Origin of the sequence: Streptomyces sp. TRM68367 (genome assembly GCF_014495685.1) — a bacterium.
Taxonomy (GTDB): Bacteria; Actinomycetota; Actinomycetes; order Streptomycetales; family Streptomycetaceae; genus Streptomyces.
Map to the genome: position 1 here is coordinate 1 of NZ_JACTVI010000015.1, position 16,638 is coordinate 16,638.

At 71.8% G+C, this 16,638-nt stretch carries 19 protein-coding genes and 1 pseudogene; 11 read left to right on the plus strand and 9 right to left on the minus strand.

The features are described 5' to 3' along the window. Positions 1–406: 406 nt before the first annotated feature. On the minus strand, positions 407–1,261 hold the full coding sequence (locus tag H8R17_RS12935) for a DMT family transporter (protein ID WP_187823316.1): 855 nt from the start codon (positions 1,259–1,261) through the stop codon (positions 407–409). Positions 1,262–1,320: 59 nt separating this feature from the next. Continuing rightward, positions 1,321–1,764: a hypothetical protein gene (locus tag H8R17_RS12940; RefSeq protein WP_223124974.1), complete on the minus strand. Its 444-nt coding sequence runs from the start codon at positions 1,762–1,764 to the stop codon at positions 1,321–1,323. A 314-nt stretch (positions 1,765–2,078) separates the two neighbouring features. Between H8R17_RS12940 and H8R17_RS12945 the strand changes: the two genes are divergently transcribed. Beyond that, positions 2,079–2,495 (plus strand): hypothetical protein, encoded by a 417-nt coding sequence (locus tag H8R17_RS12945; protein WP_316959389.1) that lies wholly within the window; start codon positions 2,079–2,081, stop codon positions 2,493–2,495. Positions 2,496–2,522: 27 nt separating this feature from the next. On the opposite strand, the gene H8R17_RS12950 is transcribed toward H8R17_RS12945, so the two are convergent. Then, positions 2,523–3,356 (minus strand): hypothetical protein, encoded by an 834-nt coding sequence (locus tag H8R17_RS12950; protein WP_187823317.1) that lies wholly within the window; start codon positions 3,354–3,356, stop codon positions 2,523–2,525. Between the two features lie 314 nt (positions 3,357–3,670). Between H8R17_RS12950 and H8R17_RS12955 the strand changes: the two genes are divergently transcribed. The 6 genes and pseudogenes from H8R17_RS12955 (at position 3,671) to H8R17_RS12980 (ending at position 10,123) form a co-directional block, all read left to right on the plus strand. Beyond that, positions 3,671–4,156, plus strand: coding sequence for a potassium channel family protein (locus H8R17_RS12955; protein WP_187823318.1), 486 nt, complete (start codon positions 3,671–3,673; stop codon positions 4,154–4,156). A gap of 188 nt (positions 4,157–4,344) precedes the next feature. Beyond that, positions 4,345–5,685 carry an ABC transporter ATP-binding protein gene (locus H8R17_RS12960; RefSeq protein WP_187823319.1) on the plus strand — a complete coding sequence of 447 codons (1,341 nt, stop codon included), beginning with the start codon at positions 4,345–4,347 and terminating at the stop codon, positions 5,683–5,685. Positions 5,686–5,797: 112 nt separating this feature from the next. Continuing rightward, complete coding sequence (locus H8R17_RS12965) at positions 5,798–7,186, plus strand: aldehyde dehydrogenase family protein (protein ID WP_187823320.1); 1,389 nt, start codon at positions 5,798–5,800, stop codon at positions 7,184–7,186. Between the two features lie 26 nt (positions 7,187–7,212). Continuing rightward, positions 7,213–8,295, plus strand: a complete 1,083-nt coding sequence (locus H8R17_RS12970) for a Zn-dependent alcohol dehydrogenase (RefSeq protein ID WP_187823321.1) — start codon at positions 7,213–7,215, stop codon at positions 8,293–8,295. 36 nt (positions 8,296–8,331) lie between these two features. After that, positions 8,332–8,577 (plus strand): annotated as a pseudogene (locus H8R17_RS12975) (ABC transporter permease); the annotation flags it as partial. Positions 8,578–8,800: 223 nt separating this feature from the next. Further along, positions 8,801–10,123 carry an MFS transporter gene (locus H8R17_RS12980; protein ID WP_187823322.1) on the plus strand — a complete coding sequence of 441 codons (1,323 nt, stop codon included), beginning with the start codon at positions 8,801–8,803 and terminating at the stop codon, positions 10,121–10,123. Here H8R17_RS12980 and H8R17_RS12985 read toward each other — a convergent pair. The 3 genes from H8R17_RS12985 to H8R17_RS12995 form a co-directional block, all read right to left on the minus strand. Then, positions 10,115–10,483, minus strand: a complete 369-nt coding sequence (locus H8R17_RS12985; RefSeq protein WP_262505223.1) for a DMT family transporter — start codon at positions 10,481–10,483, stop codon at positions 10,115–10,117. The genes H8R17_RS12980 and H8R17_RS12985 overlap by 9 nt on opposite strands. A gap of 60 nt (positions 10,484–10,543) precedes the next feature. Continuing rightward, positions 10,544–11,266, minus strand: a complete 723-nt coding sequence (locus tag H8R17_RS12990) for a helix-turn-helix transcriptional regulator (RefSeq protein WP_187823323.1) — start codon at positions 11,264–11,266, stop codon at positions 10,544–10,546. Between the two features lie 91 nt (positions 11,267–11,357). Continuing rightward, the gene (locus H8R17_RS12995) at positions 11,358–12,008 is read right to left on the minus strand and encodes a TetR/AcrR family transcriptional regulator (protein ID WP_187823324.1); all 651 of its coding nucleotides are present in this window, start codon (positions 12,006–12,008) and stop codon (positions 11,358–11,360) included. A gap of 65 nt (positions 12,009–12,073) precedes the next feature. Here H8R17_RS12995 and H8R17_RS13000 point away from each other — a divergent pair, with 65 nt between their 5' ends. The 3 genes from H8R17_RS13000 to H8R17_RS13010 all read left to right on the plus strand — a co-directional run bounded on the left by H8R17_RS13000 (position 12,074) and on the right by H8R17_RS13010 (position 14,300). Beyond that, positions 12,074–13,225: an acyl-CoA dehydrogenase family protein gene (locus tag H8R17_RS13000; protein ID WP_187823325.1), complete on the plus strand. Its 1,152-nt coding sequence runs from the start codon at positions 12,074–12,076 to the stop codon at positions 13,223–13,225. Between the two features lie 60 nt (positions 13,226–13,285). Further along, the gene (locus H8R17_RS13005; protein WP_187823326.1) at positions 13,286–13,573 is read left to right on the plus strand and encodes a YiaA/YiaB family inner membrane protein; all 288 of its coding nucleotides are present in this window, start codon (positions 13,286–13,288) and stop codon (positions 13,571–13,573) included. A 103-nt stretch (positions 13,574–13,676) separates the two neighbouring features. Continuing rightward, positions 13,677–14,300 (plus strand): TetR/AcrR family transcriptional regulator, encoded by a 624-nt coding sequence (locus H8R17_RS13010; protein WP_187823327.1) that lies wholly within the window; start codon positions 13,677–13,679, stop codon positions 14,298–14,300. A gap of 27 nt (positions 14,301–14,327) precedes the next feature. On the opposite strand, the gene H8R17_RS13015 is transcribed toward H8R17_RS13010, so the two are convergent. Continuing rightward, positions 14,328–14,789 (minus strand): MaoC family dehydratase, encoded by a 462-nt coding sequence (locus H8R17_RS13015; protein ID WP_187823328.1) that lies wholly within the window; start codon positions 14,787–14,789, stop codon positions 14,328–14,330. Positions 14,790–14,930: 141 nt separating this feature from the next. Between H8R17_RS13015 and soxR the strand changes: the two genes are divergently transcribed. Then, complete coding sequence (gene soxR / locus H8R17_RS13020) at positions 14,931–15,413, plus strand: redox-sensitive transcriptional activator SoxR (protein WP_187823329.1); 483 nt, start codon at positions 14,931–14,933, stop codon at positions 15,411–15,413. Positions 15,414–15,438: 25 nt separating this feature from the next. Here soxR and H8R17_RS48645 read toward each other — a convergent pair whose 3' ends face one another. After that, positions 15,439–15,666: a hypothetical protein gene (locus tag H8R17_RS48645; protein ID WP_187823330.1), complete on the minus strand. Its 228-nt coding sequence runs from the start codon at positions 15,664–15,666 to the stop codon at positions 15,439–15,441. Positions 15,667–16,005: 339 nt separating this feature from the next. Continuing rightward, positions 16,006–16,608, minus strand: a complete 603-nt coding sequence (locus tag H8R17_RS13030; protein WP_187823331.1) for a hypothetical protein — start codon at positions 16,606–16,608, stop codon at positions 16,006–16,008. Positions 16,609–16,638: the final 30 nt, after the last annotated feature.

Genomic DNA, 16,638 nt, shown 5'->3' on the forward strand with positions numbered 1-16,638 from the left:
GATCACCGTGATGAGCTGCGCGAGCACCCCAACCACTCGTCACACCAGGACCGTTGACCTGCACGAATCACGATGGAACTTCCTCATTTGCTGGACGGAGGGACGACGATGAGCACCTGCCCGATCAGTACCCCTGCCTAGGTTCGCGTCCTCGATCGCTCAGTAATCGCGAACTCAGGCGCTTTAGTCGGCGACTACATCGGAGACAGCACCCGAGCCGAGATCGCCTACGCCCGGTCGCTGGGCAAGCCCGTGCGGTTCACGCACCCCGAAGTCGACCCTGACGCCTGACCGCCCGCTGCCACCTCGACAACCAGGGCCGGCAGCCCGCCGCCTGACCGTCTCGCGGTGGCTTCGGCCGCCGCCCACCCCACACCCTCCGCAGGCATCCCTTGGAATTGATCATCTAGGCCGAGCCGGCCTCGCCCCTGGCGAGGGCGAACACGCCGGCGGCCACCAGACCGACGCCGAGCAACTCCGGCAGCACCCACCAGCCGGCCCGCACATGCTCCTCGTACACCAGCACGCCGAGCAGCAGGCTCACGGTGGCGTCGCCGAGGGTGAGCGCGGGTTGCGAGGCGACCAAGGGCCCACCCTGCATGGCGTGTTCCAGGATCAGCATGGCGCAGACGCCGGTGGCGCCGAAGGCGTACGTCTGCCAGGCGGTGAAGAAGTCCGTGATGCCGTCGTCGGTGAGGATGTGCACCGCTGTCTTCATCAGGCCGGCCGTCAGGGCGAAGCAGATCGCGGTGGCCGCGCCGAGACAGCCGGCGCGAGCCCTGCCCGGCGGTCTTCTCAGCCCCGCCACGGCCAGCAAGAGGACCGCGCCCGCGCTTCCGGCCAGGACGGGAAGCCATCGGTCGAGGGACACATGGGTGCGGTTGCCGTCGGGTGAGGCGGACATGAGCGCCAGCCCCAGCCCCGCGACGACGACCGACACGTTCAGCACCATCGTGCCGGGCAACCGTTGGCGCTGCAGCAGCGAGGCAAGCAGCAGCGCGAGCGGCAGTTCGAGGACGAACAGCGGCTGGACGAGCGAGAGCGGGCCGGTGGCAAGTGCCGCCGCCTGCCACACGCCGGCGGCGATCACGGCCAGGATCCCGGCGAGCCAGACGGGCCGGCGCAGCAGGTCGAGAACCAGTCCGGGGCGGAATCCCCGGGACTGCGGCACGGTCAGCGCGGCACGCCGCTGGAGTACGGTGGCGAGGGCGTTGCTGCCCGCGGCCAGCAGCGCGAAGAGAGTCGGCAGGACCAAGCCCATGCGCTGCTCCTCGCGCAGTCCTCAGCCGACGGTCGCCTCTGGGCAGTTGCCGGTTGGTTCTATGCCTCGACGCTGCGGCGGGGCGCACAAAGGGCCCAGATGACGAAGCCGTGCACGATGATGAGCACGATGGCCCAGACCGGCGCATGAGGCAGCCACACGAAATTGGCCACCATGCTCAGCCCGGCGACCACGATACCGACGGCGCGGGCCCACAGCGCACCGGTGAACACCGCGAAGCCGGCGATGGCCACCACGATGCCGAGGGCCAGGTGCAGCGAGCCCCAGCCGGTGAGACTGAACTCGTAGGTGAAGTTCCGCGTGGCGACGAACACATTGTCCTCGGCGATGGCGGAGATGCCCTGGAAGATCGACATGATCCCGCCGAAGATCATCAGAATCGCCGCCGCGGCGGTCCATCCCGTCGCCCATGGGCTTTGGGCCGCCCACTGATCGGTGGGGCGTTGACTGGTGTGCCGCGCATCTGTGGCGTGACCGGTCATTACCGCGCTCCTTCGGGCTGTCCCATCGTGCTGTCACCGGCGCCGGTGCGCCCTGTGTCCAGATTTGCACCAGATCGGCGACTCGGCATCTCGAGCCCGGATGCATGGTGCGCCGCGCCGGGTTCTGCTTCGGGGTGCGCCGACTGCCGCGCTGCACGGCCCGGTTGGGTAGGCGGCGACCCGGCCCTTGTGATGACCATAGAAAGGTGACACACCGGCCCTCTCTGCGAGAACCGGGTCCTACCGGGCAACCGTCCGGTACCGTCCCAACCGACTACACGGGTGCGGTACACGGCTCGCTCCTGGCCGCCTCCGTGGTCGCCGGAGCCAGTACGCCCGGCCCGTACCCGCGCGTCCAGCTCGTACTGCTCCTGCTGTGCACAGGAGTCGTGTTCTGGGCCGCGCACGTCTACTCCGCCCTCGTCGGCGAGTTGCTGCCGCGCCGGCCCCTGACGTGGTCGGCGGTCCGTCGCCTCTGCGCTCACGAGTGGCCGATCGCCCAGGCGGCCGTTGCCCCGGCCGCCGCTGTCGGGATCAGTCCGCTGCTCGGTCTGGGGCTCGCGGGCACTGCGTGGCTGGCGCTCGGCGTTGCCGTGGCCCAGCAGGCGGTCTGGGCCGGCGCCGGGGGAATTCGGGCCGGCGCGTCCCGCCGTGTGGTGGTGTCCGTAGGCGCCGTCAACCTCGCGCTCGGCCTGGTGCTCGTCGCTGCCAAGGTCGCCATTCAGCACTGACCAGGCTGCCCGGCGTCCGCGCCGAGGTCAGTCCTGCTGACCGGGGGGTTGCTCGGCGGGGGTCCTGCCCGCCAGCACGTCCTTGAGCCGTTGTGTGCCGAGGGTGACCGCCTGCTCGGTGGAGTCGTGCGACGCACCGTCGAGCCCGCCGTTGGTGAGGGTGATGGCGTCGGAGCCGACGCGGACGGCGGCGACGTCCAGCGTCAGCGTGGCGGGCATGCCGTCCGTGTCTCCCTTCATCGTCACGCGCAGACCCTGGCGGGCGTCGCCGGCGTGGGGCAGAGAGTTCTCGATGACCTGGACGGTCCGCTCGTTGCCGCCGTCCTTGTCGGTGACAGTGAAGCTGTCGCAGTTCACCGGCAGCGACTTCATCCAGTCCAGCGACTTGTCCAGGCTGCTCCGGTCGTAGGCGGCGACCTGATAGAACATCCGGGCCTGGCCGCCGTCGGAGAAACCGGTCAGCGCGCTCGGCCCCGACGGCTTGCCCAGCAGGTCGTCGTCGTAGAGGGCGTCGAGCAGCCGCTGGCAGTCGGCGGCGGCCGCCTTGCCGGTGAGGAAGTCGGCGACGTCCACCCTGCCGATGAGGAGCGAGTCACGCCAGGTGGCCGCGTCCTTGACCTCGTTCCAGTCGCCTTCCAGATCGGTCTCGTCGATCAGTGCGGTCTTCGCCCCCGCCCCGGTCAGTGTTCCCCCCGAGGCCGTTGGGGAGCCCCTGACCACGGACGAGGCACGGACATCCGTACCCCCTGAGCCGCCGCCCGCCCTGTCACTGTTCGAGCAGGCCGCCGTGGGCAGCAGCGCCCCGGCCGCGAGCGCGCAGGCGAGGCGACGGGCGGAGCGGGCGGCCGGGCGTGGGACCATCGTGGATGCCTCCTGAAGGTGGGGTGCTTCTCTCAGGGCACCACCGGCGTTTCTCTCCCACCAGCGCGGCAGCCCGTACGGGTGAGGTCGCGTCAGGCGTCGCCGTCGTGCGGCCGACAACCGCTGCGGCCCCGGTCGCCCCCCTCGAATGTCCCGGCCGGCGTGGCGGCGCACCCCACGTGGGCCGACACTGGGCGCATGCCGGGAGGCGCCGAGGACCGCCCGCGAGCCGCTGCCGGGACCGCTGCCGACTGCCGTGCGCGTGTGCCCATCACCGTTGCCCGTCGCGGCGATCGCAGACGGGAGGACCAGTCGTGCTGCCCGGATTCCTGACCAGGGCGATCGATGTGCTGCTAGGCCGGGAGGGCCGCTCGCTGCACCTGAAGGCCGCGGGCGGTGCCACGGCCGTCCTGGCGATCACGATGCTGGCCGGGTCCTGGGCGGTGGTGGCCGCCGAACACGGCTCACGGAACGCGAATCTGACGACGTACCCGAGGGCGCTGTGGTGGTCGATCGAGACGGCGACCACGGTGGGCTACGGGGATTTCTACCCGGTGACGCCATGGGGCCGGGTCATCGGCGCGGTCGTGATGGTCGTCGGCATCACCACGTACGGCATCGTCACCGCCGCCCTGGCGACCTGGTTCGTGGGCCGGGAGGACAGGCGGCGAATGCACCTGGCCCGGAGTGCCGAAGAGGCCGTGCATCGGCTGTCCGACGAGACCGCGCACGCGCTGCACGAACGCTTCGACCGCGTCGAGCGGATGCTCACCACGAAGGGAGAACCAGAGTCAGGGTGATCGGATTTCGCCCGTCTGGCGGGCCCAAAGGTCGGAATGTGATCGTCCATTTTCTCGCCATCCGGACCGGAGCGTTGGATCTCGTCACGCATCTTCCCCCGGGCACCCACATCCCGTTAACTTCCGTCACCGGCAACACGCCCAGTGCGACTCGCACCTGGCGTTCACCGGCCCCCGGGGACACCCTCATGACACGCGCCATCTCTCTGCACGAAGTGAGCAAGGCCTACCCGCGAGGCGTCCGCGTGGTGGACGAGCTGTCGCTGGACGTCGAGCCCGGCGAGTTCCTCGTCCTGCTCGGCCCCTCCGGCTGCGGCAAGTCCACCGTACTCAGAATGATCGCCGGCCTGGAGGAGATCGACGAGGGCGAGCTGCTGCTCGACGGCGAGCACGCCAACGACTGGCTGCCCTCCGCCCGGGACATGGCGATGGTCTTCCAGAACTTCGCCCTCTACCCGAACATGACCAGCCGCGACAACATCGGCTTCCCCCTGCGCATCGAGGCCCCCGGCGCCGATCCGCGCCCCCGCGTGGACGCCACCGCCCACATGCTGGGCATCGAGGACCTCCTCGACCGCCTCCCCGCCCAGCTCTCCGGCGGCGAACGCCAGCGCGTCGCCATGGGCCGGGCCATCGCCCGCCACCCGTCGGCGTTCCTGATGGACGAGCCGCTGTCCAACCTCGACGCCAAGCTCCGCAACCACCTGCGGGCCGAGATCGCCGGGCTCACCAGGGAGCTGGGCGTCACCACGGTCTACGTCACCCACGACCAGGCCGAGGCGATGTCGCTCGGCGACCGCGTGGCCGTACTGCGCGGCGGCGTGCTCCAGCAGGTCGGCACCCCGCGCATGGTGTACGCGCTGCCGCGCAACGTCTTCGTCGCCGCCTTCATCGGCACGCCGCGGATCAACCTGCTGCGCGGACTGGTCCGGGCCCCGCTGGACGGGGCGATGACGATCAGCCTGGGCAAGCAGTACCTGCGGCTGCCCGAACCGCTGTCCCTCGACCACCAGCTGCTGCGCGTGCAGCAGGGCCGGGAGGTCATCGTGGGCCTGCGCTCGGAGGCCGTGCGGATCGCCCAGCGCACCGCCGCCCGGCCCGGCGAGGTGCCGCTCACCGGTCTGGTGCAGCACGTGGAGTTCCAGGGCCACGAGATCCTCGTCCACTTCCACACCGGCTCCCAGCCCGCCGTCGTACCCGACCTGGAGGCCCCACGTCCCGGGCTCGCCAGGCCCGCCCGGCGGCGCCGCCGCGAGGGCAACGTCCTGGGCCGGCTGCGGGAGCGGGCGGGCGCGCGGCGCGCCGGACCGGTCGTGGTCCTGGACGACGCACGGGGCGCCGATCCCGCGCCCCCGACGGCCGAGCCCCGCCTGCCCGGCGACCTCGTCGTCCGCACCACCCCCGACCTCGACCTCCGGCACGGTATGCAGGTCCCGCTCCTCGTCGACCTCGCCCACCTGTTCGTCTTCGACCAGCACGGCGAGCGCATCTGCCCCCACCCGGCGCGCCTGCCCGACCTGGACGAATGACGCGGGGCCCGGCGGAGGCCCGATCATGGCTCCGTCCGGCACACTGGCGGCCGAAAACTAACGCCGCTAGTTTGTGTCCCGGACGAGAATGCCCCGCCCGGGAGGAAGCGCGATGAAGGCACACGACGGCATGTACATCGACGGCGCCTGGCGCCCCGCCGCGGGCCGGGACGCGATCGACGTCGTCAACCCCGCCGACGAGCAGGTGATCGGCAGGGTCCCCGCGGGCACCGTCGAGGACGTCGACGCCGCCGTACGGGCCGCCCGCACCGCCCTACCGGCCTGGGCCGCGACCCCGCCGGCCGAGCGGGCCGCCCGCCTGGCCGCGCTGCGGGACGTGCTCGTGGCCCGCAAGGACGAGATCGCCGAGACGGTCACCGCCGAGCTGGGCGCACCGCTGGCCCTGTCGCAGAAGGTGCACGCGGCCGTGCCGGTCGCGGTCGCGGGCTCGTACGCCGAGCTGGCCGCGACGTACGCCTTCGAGGAGAAGGCGGGCAACTCCACGATCCACCACGAGCCGGTCGGCGTGGTCGGCGCGATCACGCCCTGGAACTACCCCCTGCATCAGATCGTCGCCAAGGCTGCCCCGGCGCTGGCGGCCGGCTGCACGATCGTGGTGAAGCCCGCCGAGGACACCCCGCTGGTCGCCCAGCTGTTCGCCGAGGCGGTCCACGAGGCGGGGATCCCGGCGGGCGTCCTCAACCTGGTCACCGGCGTCGGCCCGGTCGCGGGCCAGGCCCTCGCCGAGCACCCGGACGTCGACCTGGTCTCCTTCACCGGCTCCACGGCCGTCGGCCGGAGGATCGGCGCGATCGCCGCGGGCGCCGTCAAGAAGGTCGCCCTCGAACTGGGCGGCAAGTCCGCCAACGTGATCCTGCCGAGCGCCGACCTGGCCCGCGCGGTCAACGTCGGCGTCGCCAACGTCATGTCCAACTCCGGCCAGACGTGCAGCGCCTGGACGCGCATGCTGGTGCACCGGGACCAGTACGACGAGGCCGCGGAGCTGGCGTCGACGGCCGCAGCCAAGTACGGCGACCGCATCGGCCCGGTCGTGAACGCCACACAGCAGGCACGGGTGCGCGGTTACATCGAGAAGGGCATCGCCGAGGGCGCGCGCCTGATCGCGGGCGGCCCCGAATCCCCGCGCGAGAAGGGCTACTTCGTCAGCCCCACGGTCTTCGCCGACGTGACACCCGGCATGACCATCGCGCAGGAGGAGATCTTCGGCCCGGTCCTCTCCGTCCTCCGGTACGAGGACGAAAAGGACGCCCTGCGGATCGCCAACGGCACGGTCTACGGCCTCGCCGGCGCCGTCTGGGCCGGGGACGAGGCGGAGGCGGTGGCCTTCGCCCGCCGCATGGAGACCGGCCAGGTCGACATCAACGGCGGCCGCTTCAACCCGCTCGCCCCCTTCGGCGGCTACAAGCAGTCGGGCGTGGGTCGCGAACTCGGCGTGCACGGCCTCGCCGAGTACCTCCAGACCAAGTCCCTCCAGTTCTGAGTCCAGCGTTCAGGGAGTCGTACGCCATGGCCGTCCGCGCCGCCGTCCTGCCCGCCGTCGGAGCGCCGCTGGAGATCACCGGTATCGACCTGCCGGACCCCGGCCCCGGTCAGATCCGTGTCCGGCTCGCCGCCGCCGGGGTCTGCCACTCCGACCTGTCCCTGTCCAACGGCACCCTGCGCGTCCCGGTCCCCGCCGTCCTCGGCCACGAGGGCGCGGGCACGGTCGTAGCCGTGGGCGAGGGCGTCGCACACCTCTCGCCCGGCGACGGCGTGGTCCTCAACTGGGCCCCGTCCTGCGGCAGTTGCCCCGCCTGCGCCCTCGACGAGGTCTGGCTCTGCGCGAACGCGCTCGCCGGCTCGGCGAACATGTACGCCCGAACCGTGGACGGCACCGACCTCCACCCCGGCCTCAACGTCGCCGCGTTCGCCGAGGAGACCGTCGTCCCCGCGTCCTGCGCCCTGCCCGTCCCCGACGGCGTCCCGCTCACCGACGCGGCCCTCCTCGGCTGCGCCGTCCTCACCGGCTACGGCGCCGTGCACCACGCGGCGAAGGTCCAGCCGGGCGAAACGGTGGCGGTGTTCGGCCTCGGAGGAGTGGGCCTCGCGACGGTCCAGTCGGCCCGTATCGCGGGCGCCGCGCGCATCGTCGCGGTCGACGTCTCCCCGGAGAAGGAGTCCCTGGCCCGCGCCGCCGGCGCCACCGACTACGTCCTCGCCTCCGAGGACACCGCCCGCGAGATCCGCGCCCTCACCGGGAAGCAGGGCGTCGACGCCGCCGTCGAGTGCGCGGGCCGCGCGGCCGCCATCCGCGCGGCCTGGGACTCCACCCGCCGCGGCGGCCGCACCACGGTCGTCGGCATCGGTGCCAAGACCGAGCAGGTCACCTTCAACGCCCTCGAACTCTTCCACTGGGGCAGAACCCTCACCGGCTGCGTCTACGGCAACTCCGACCCGGCACGCGACCTGCCGGTACTGGCCGACCACGTCCGCACGGGCCGCCTGGACCTGACCACCCTGGTCACGGAACGCATCGCCCTGGACGGCATCCCGGCGGCGTTCGAGAACATGCTGGCGGGGAAGGGGGGCCGGGCGCTGGTGGTGTTCTGAGGGGTCTCTTTCGGGATCCCCGAGCCGCTTGGCGTGGCGGCGCCGCCACGGGTGGCTCGGCCCCTGCTGTCCAGCGCCTTCACCCCGGTCGAGGCCATGCCCGGCTGGTTCCAGCCAGTCGCCGAGTACCAGCCGTTCACACCCGCCATCGAGACCCTGCGCGGCCTGCTGCTCGGCACCGAGATCGGCCACAACGGATGGCTCGCCGTCATCTGGTGCCTGGGCCTCGCGGTGCTCGGCTACCTCTGGTCTACCTCGAAGTTCAACCGCGACCCGAAGTAACCGCCACGACAGCGCGGGCCACCTCCCGCAACTCGTCCCACTCCAGGGCGGCGTGCACCGACACCAAGTCGGCGTACGCCGCCCGTCGGCGTTCTCGGCCATCAGTCGGGCCCGCACCGCACACCACTGGCCCAGGCAAACACCGTGCACACCCGTTGACCCCATACCGGCCGGTCAGTATGTTCCCCGCAACGTCCCCTCGCACCCACCGGAGCGTGCACGCATGGACACCGCCCCATCCGCTCACCCCGCCTCCACCACGGCTCTCCCCACCGGCAACCGCCGCCGGGTCGCCACCGCCGCCGCCCTCGCCTCCGCTGTGGAGTGGTACGACTACTTCGTCTTCGGCATCGCCGCCGCCCTCGTCCTCGGCGACCTGTACTTCCCGGCCGGCAACCCCACCGCCGGCGTCCTCGCCTCCTTCGCCACCTTCGCCGTGGGCTTCCTCGCCCGCCCCCTCGGCGGCATCGTCGCCGGCCAGCTCGGCGACAAACGCGGCCGCAAGCCGATGCTGGTCCTCGCGCTCACCCTGATGGGCCTGGCCACCACCGGCATCGGCCTGCTCCCCACGTACGAGACGATCGGCGTCGCCGCCCCGATCCTGCTCGTCCTCTTCCGCGTAGCGCAGGGCGTCGCGGTCGGCGCCCAGTGGGGCGGCGCGATGCTGCTGGCCACCGAGTACGCCCCGGAGGGCAAGCGCGGCGTCTACGGCAGCGTCGTCCAACTCGGCGTCCCCATCGGCGTGGTCACCGCCAACACCGTCTTCCTGCTGGCCGGCGCCCTCACCACGGACTCCGCGTTCGCCGCCTGGGGCTGGCGCGTGCCGTTCCTGGTCGGCCTGCTCGTCCTGGGCCTCGCCTGGTACATCCACACCAGAGTCGAGGAGACCCCCGAATTCCGGGCAGCCGAACGGGCGTTGACCGAACAGGAGAAGACCGAGCGCACCTCCCCGCTGCGCACGATCCTCCGCGACCACCTCGGCACGGTCCTCCTCGCCGGCGGTTCCTTCGCCGTGAACACCGCGACCTTCTACATCCTCATCACCGGCGTCCTCGACTACACGACCCGCGAACTCGACATGGAGCGCGGCGCCGTGCTCACCGTCTCGCTCTGCGTCAGCCTCACCCAGCTCGTGCTGATCCCGGCCGCCGCAGCGCTCTCGGACAAGATCGGCCGCATCCGCATCTACGCGCTCGGCGCGGTCGGCATCGCCCTGTGGGCCGTACCGCTGTTCCTGCTGATCGACACCGGCTCGCTGCTGTGGCTGGCGGTCGGCACCTTCGTCGCCAGCTGCTTCCTCAGCATCATGTACGGCCCTCAGGCCGCCCTGTTCGCCGAGCTGTTCACGCCCGAGATGCGCTACACCGGCGCCTCCCTCGGCTACCAGATCGCGGCCGTCGCCGGCGGCGGGCTCGCACCGTTCGTGATGGTGCTGCTGCTGGAGGCCACGGGCACCTCGATGGCCGTGTCCGGCTACATCATCGCCCTGTCGGTGATCGCGCTGGTCTCCATCAAGGTCCTTGCGGACCGGGCGCGTTCACGCTGACCTCTCGGCCCGCTCGGTCCGTGGCTCCGCCGCCACGACCCGGGCGGGCCGCGGCCCGGACCGGGACACCGCGACCCCCGCCAGGCACAGCACCCCGCCGGCCGGCGTGAGCGGCTCCGGCACCTCGTCGAGCGCCAGCCACGACATCACGACCAGAGCGGGCACCGCGTACGTGGTCGCGCCCATGCGGGTGGCGGTCGTACGGGCCGGGGTGTACGCCCACGTGGTGAAGGCCAGGGCGGTGGGGAACACGCCCAGGTAGAGGACGACTGATGCACGGCGGCCCCGAGCCGACTGCCGGGGCCGGGGCGTACCGACCTCGCCCAGTTCAGGGCGACCGTTTGGAGCTCTCCCCGGCAGGGCGGGGGATTCCCACCTGGATCGCTCCGGCGGGTCGGGCCTCGGGCGTGCGGCGTCCGGTCAGCGCAGCGAGTCGGACTCGATGCCCAGCAGTTCCGACAGCGCTCGCTCGCCGGCCGGCGTCACCTTCACCGCCCGCTCGGAGCCGATGCGCACGCACCACCCGGTGTCCAGGGCGTGCCGGCACAGGGCCGCGCCTGCGGCGCCCGCGAGGTGGGGGCGGCGCTCGGTCCAGTCGAGGCAGGCGCGGGCCAGTGGGCGGCGGGTCCGGCGGTCCAGGGGGATGCCGGTGGTGTCGAACCAGGTCAGCCCGGCGTCCGTGAGCGCGAACCCGGGGGCTGTCGCACCCGTCGCGCGCAGCAGGCCGCGTGCGGTCAGCGCCTCGGTGAGGGCGATGCCGAGACGTCCGGCGAGGTGGTCGTAGCAGGTGCGGCCGCGGGCCATCGCCGATCCGGCACTGGACTCGCGCAGCGTGCGAGGCGGGGGAGCCGTCCCCGGGGCGACCTGCGCGGCCAGGTCCTCCACGAGCTGGGCAGTCCGCGCGCCGGCCAGCCGTACGTACCGGTGCCGCCCCTGCCGTTCCTCGGTCAGCAGCCCGCCCGCGACGAGCTTGCCCAGGTGCTCGCTCAGCGTGGAGACGGCCACACCCGCGTGCCGCGCCAGCTCGCTCGCGGTCCACGCCCGCCCGTCCAGCAGGGCGAGCAGACAGACGGCCCTGGTCTCGTCGGCGATCAGCCCGGCGAGCCGCGCCAGCCCCGGCGCCCCGGAGTCCCTCGTGGTCATGGCTCCAGCATCGGGCACGGACACTTCGGCGCCCGCCGAAGTGTGGTGGCGGCGGTGATCCGCATGGTGGCGGCGGCGGTCCGAGAGGCGGTCACGCCGTCCGCCGCACCTGCTCGTACTGCCGCGCCAGCCCGTCCAGGAGCGCCGTCAGCCCGGTCTCGAAGGCCCGCTCGTCGATCTTCTCCTGCTGCTCGGCGAGGAGGTGGGCCTGCCCGAGGTGGGGATAGTCGGCGGGGTCGTACGCGCTCGCGTCGTCCACGAAGCCGCCCGCGAACGAGCCGAGCGCCGAGCCCATGATGAAGTACCGCATCAGCGCGCCGATGGACGTGGCCTGCGCCGGCGGCCAGCCCGCCGCGACCATCGCGCCGTACACCGCGTCCGCCAGGCGCAGCGCGGCCGGGCGGCGGCCGGGGCCGCGGGCGAGGACCGGGACGATGTTCGGGTGGGCGCGCAGTGCGGTCCGGTAGGAGACGGCCCAGTCGTGCAGCGCGGTCCGCCAGTCCCGGGCGTCCTCGAACATCGACAGGTCGACCCGGGCGCTCACCGAGTCGGCGACCGCCTCCAGGATCTCGTCCTTCGTCCGGAAGTGGTTGTAGAGCGAGGGCCCGCTCACCCCCAGCTCGGCCGCGAGCCGCCGGGTCGACACGGCCGCGAGGCCCTCCGCGTCCACGAGCGCGCGGGCCGTCTCGACGATCCGTTCGGTGCTCAGGAGGGGCTTGCGCGGTCGGGCCATGGCGCACATAGTAGGGCTGCGCCTTAAACTAGCAGCGCTAATTTAAAGCTATGTCTTCAGTGAGGTGGTCAGCGGTGAACCTGGAGCTCAGCGAGGAGCAGACCGCCGTCCGGCAGCTCGCCCGGGACTTCGTGGCACGCGAGATCACCCCTCATGTCGTGGCCTGGGACCGCGCCGAGGAGGTCGACCGGGGCATCGTGAAGAAGCTCGGCGCGGTCGGGTTCCTGGGCCTGACGATCGACGAGGAGTACGGCGGCTCGGGCGGTGACCACCTCGCGTACTGCCTGGTGACCGAGGAGCTGGGGCGGGGCGACTCGTCCGTGCGCGGGATCGTGTCCGTGTCGCTGGGCCTGGTCGCCAAGACCGTCGCCGCCTGGGGGAGCCAGGAGCAGAAGCGGCGCTGGCTCCCGGGCCTCGCCTCCGGCGCGTACGTCGGCTGCTTCGGCCTCACCGAGCCGGGCACGGGATCGGACGCCGGGAACCTCTCCACCCGTGCCGTCCGTGTCGACGGCGACTACGTCATCAGCGGCACCAAGATGTTCATCACGAACGGCACCTGGGCCGACGTCGTGCTGCTGTTCGCCCGCTCCACGGACGCGCCCGGCCACAAGGGCGTCTCCGCCTTCCTCGTGCCGGCCGACACGCCCGGACTCACCCGGCGCACGGTCCACGGCAAGCTCGGTCTGCGCGGGCAGGCCACCGCCGAGCTGGTGCTGGAGGACGTACGTGTCCCCGCGTCGGCCATGGTGGGCGAGGAGGGCAAGGGCTTCTCGGTCGCCATGTCCGCCCTGGCCAAGGGCCGTATGTCGGTCGCGGCGGGCTGTGTCGGCATAGCCCAGGCGGCCCTCGACGCGGCGGTGAAGTACGCCGGTGAGCGTGAGCAGTTCGGCAAGCCGATCGCGGGTCACCAGCTGGTGCAGGAGCTGATCAGTGACATCGCCGTGGACGTCGACGCCGCCCGGCTGCTGACCTGGCGGGTCGCCGACCTGATCGACCGCGGGCTGCCGTTCTCCGTGGAGTCCTCCAAGGCCAAGCTGTTCGCCTCGGAGGCCGCCGTACGCGCGGCCGACAACGCCGTCCAGGTCTTCGGCGGCTACGGCTACATCGACGAGTACCCGGCGGGCAAGCTGCTGCGCGACGCCCGCGTGATGACCCTCTACGAGGGCACGAGCCAGATCCAGAAGCTGGTCATCGGGCGGGCGCTGACCGGAGTGTCGGCGTTCTGAGTACCGGGTTGAGTACCTGAGCGGATGTGGCCGGCGTCACCCTCGCCGACCCTGGTCCGCATGAGCGACACACCGGTCAAACAGCAGAGTACGGCCGCGTTCTACGGGCAGGCCGTGGCGTCCTTCGGGGTGGCCCTGGCCGCCACCGCGATCGGCATCTTCAACCTCCAGGCCGACGCCTGGGTGCGCGCGTTCCTGGGCATCGCCGTCCTCTACCTCGTCACCTCCGCCTTCACCCTGGCCAAGGTCATCCGGGACCGCCAGGAGGCCGGGCAGATCCTGAGCCGGGTCGACCAGGCGCGGCTGGACAAGCTGCTGGCCGAGCATGACCCGTTCGAGAAGATCTGAGGGGCAGTACGAGAGACGGCGGGGGCCGGCCGAGCGGGTGCCCTAAGCGCTCGCTCACCCTGGACGGTATGGTGTTACCCCTGCCAGAGACGAGGGGTGAGCGATGAGTGCGGCGGAGGAGACGGCCGGTGGTGAGGTGCAGCCGTGGGGCGAGGTCACGCCCGACGCGGCACGGCGGCTGCTCGTTGCTGCCGTGGAGGCCTTCGCCGAGCGCGGCTACCACGCCACGACGACCCGTGACATCGCGGGCCGTGCCGGGATGAGCCCGGCCGCGCTCTACATCCACTACAAGACCAAGGAAGAGCTGCTGCACCGCATCAGCAGGATCGGCCACGAGAAGGCCCTGGACATCCTGCGGACGGCCGCCCGGCGCGAGGGCACGCCGGCCGAACGGCTCGCCGACGCCGTGAGTTCCTTTGTGTGCTGGCACGCCGGCGGCCGGACCACCGCGCGGGTCGTGCAGTACGAACTGGACTCGCTCGGTCCCGAGGCCCGCGCCGAGATCATCGCGCTGCGGCGGCAGGTCGACGCCGAGGTGCGCGGGATCATCGAGGACGGTGTGCGGGGCGGCGAGTTCGACGTGATCGACGTGCAGGGCACGACGCTGGCCGTGCTCTCGCTGTGCATCGACGTGGCGCGCTGGTTCAGCGTCGACGGGCCGCGCACGCCGGAGGAGGTCGGCGCGCTGTACGCCGACCTCGTGCTGCGGATGGTGGGGGCCAAGTAGGGCGGCCCCCGGCCATCCTGGGCGAGGTCAGAGGTAGTACCGCGAGACGGACTCCGCGACGCACACCGGCTTGTCGCCGCCCTCGCGCTCCACGGTGAAGGCGACGGTCACCTGGACGCCGCCGGGCACGTCCTCGACGCCGGTGATCTTCGCGGTGGCGCGCAGACGGGAGCCGGCCGGGACGGGGGCGGGGAAGCGCACCTTGTTGGTGCCGTAGTTGACGCCCATCTTCACGTTGGCGACGGAGATCAGCTGCGGGCCGAAGCGGGGGAGCAGCGACAGGGTCAGGTACCCGTGCGCGATCGTCGTTCCGAACGGCCCCACGGCGGCCTTCTCCGGATCGACGTGGATCCACTGGTGGTCGCCGGTGGCCTCCGCGAACAGGTCGATCCGCTTCTGGTCGATCTCCAGCCAGTCGGTGTATCCGAGCTGCTCGCCCACGGCCGCCTTCAGTTCGTCGGCGGAGGTGAATGTCCTCGGCTCTGCCATCTGTCGTCCCGGCCTCTCGCGTCGCGGATGTGCGCTGTTCCGTTACATCTAAGCAACTGCTTAGCATGGTCGCGTGCGGGATGGATGTCAACGGATCCGGACCGGGGAACGGGCGAGGTGAGGTTGGGTAGGGTTCGAGGAGTGCCCCAGATTCCAGAGAAGATCCATGAGCTCACGGTCGGTCAGCTCGCCGCGCGCAGTGGGTCGGCTGTCTCCGCCCTGCACTTCTACGAGTCCAAGGGTTTGATCAGCAGTCGCCGCACGTCGGGCAACCAGCGCCGGTACCACCGGGACACGCTGCGCCGGGTCGCCTTCATCCGTGCCGCCCAGCGGGTCGGCATCCCCCTGGCCACGATCCGTGACGCCCTCGCCGAACTCCCCGAGGAGCGCACGCCCACCCGCGAGGACTGGGCTAACCTCTCCGAGGCCTGGCGCTCCGAACTGGACGAGCGCATCAAGCAGCTGAACCGGCTGCGCGACCATCTCACCGACTGCATCGGCTGCGGCTGCCTGTCCCTGGACTCCTGCGTCCTCTCCAACCCCAACGACGTCTTCGGCGAACGCCAGACAGGCTCCCGCCTCTTGGTCCAGCGCCCGGCCGCAAAACGGGACACCGACTGCTGAAACGACGGTCACTGACATACGCGGTTCACTGGACGCCGTTGGCCCGTGCCTCTGTCGCCAACTGCGCGTTGGGCTCGGTTCTTCGGCCGTCCGGCAGGAGCAGCGTGCCCCTCCGCCAGGACGCGCAGGACCCGCGGACCGGGCGGCGAGGACGCGAACCGCGCCGCGCCTCCGTGTCCGGCCAGATGCCCGCCTCCACGCCCCCGTCGAGGGCGAGCAACGCGGCGGGCCGCCTCCTCGGCGCCGGGCTCATGCCAGTTGACCGAGGCGTGGTCGGGCAGCACGGTCCAGTTCCGGATGTTCCGCCGCGCCCGAATGAACTCGCGCGGGGGCACCCCCATCCCGCGTGCCACCGGGTCCGGCTCCGCCCCGGGCGGACCCTCGGGGGCCGTTGAGGCATACCTGCGCCATGAGTTGACGGTGCCAGTCGGCACTGACAGTGCCCGAATCACCGTGCGGCACCTGGTCAATGGGGGTGCGGCAGCCCCGGCGCACCCCCGCTGTGCACGGTTCGACCGGCCCGGTCGGGGCTCGCTCGGATCCTCAGGCCCGGGGCTGCTCCGGGCTCATGGTCATCCCCCTTGCCGTCGGCTCAGGCCGACACCAGCAGTCGCCCGCGCCTGGCGCCCGCCAGGGCCTCGGGTGTGAGCACGGGCCGCGGTACCAGAATTCCGCAGTCCGTACAGACCGGACCCGCCGACGGCTCGTGGTCCAGGTCGTACCGCCATACGAGCCGCTCCCCGGCGCACACCGGGCAGCCCGAACCCGGTTCGCGCTCCAGTGCGGCGATCAGCCGGCGCAGCACCTCGGCCAGCGGCTCAGGGGGGTGCAGCCGCGGGTCGTCGCACCATGCCACGCCGAAACCGCCCCAGGTCAGCCGGTGCCAGTCGTCCACCGTGCCCGGCCTGCGCAGCCCGTCGTGCTTCTCCTTCTTGCGGCGCTCGGCGAACTCGACCTCGTAGGCCAGCCAGACCGAACGCGCCTCCTCCAACTCGTCCAGTGCGGCCACGAGCCGCGCTGGATCGGGGGACCTGTCCTCGGGTCCGAACCCCCACCGGGAGCACAAATGGTCCCAGGTGGCCCGGTGCCCATAAGGGGCGAACCGCTCAAGGCACTTGCGCAGCGAGTAACGCCGCAGCGCCAGATCGCACCGCGGGTCGCGCACCTGTCTCGCCAGACTCCGGAAACCGGCCATCGCCTTGCACCTCCGTCACACCTGCACCTG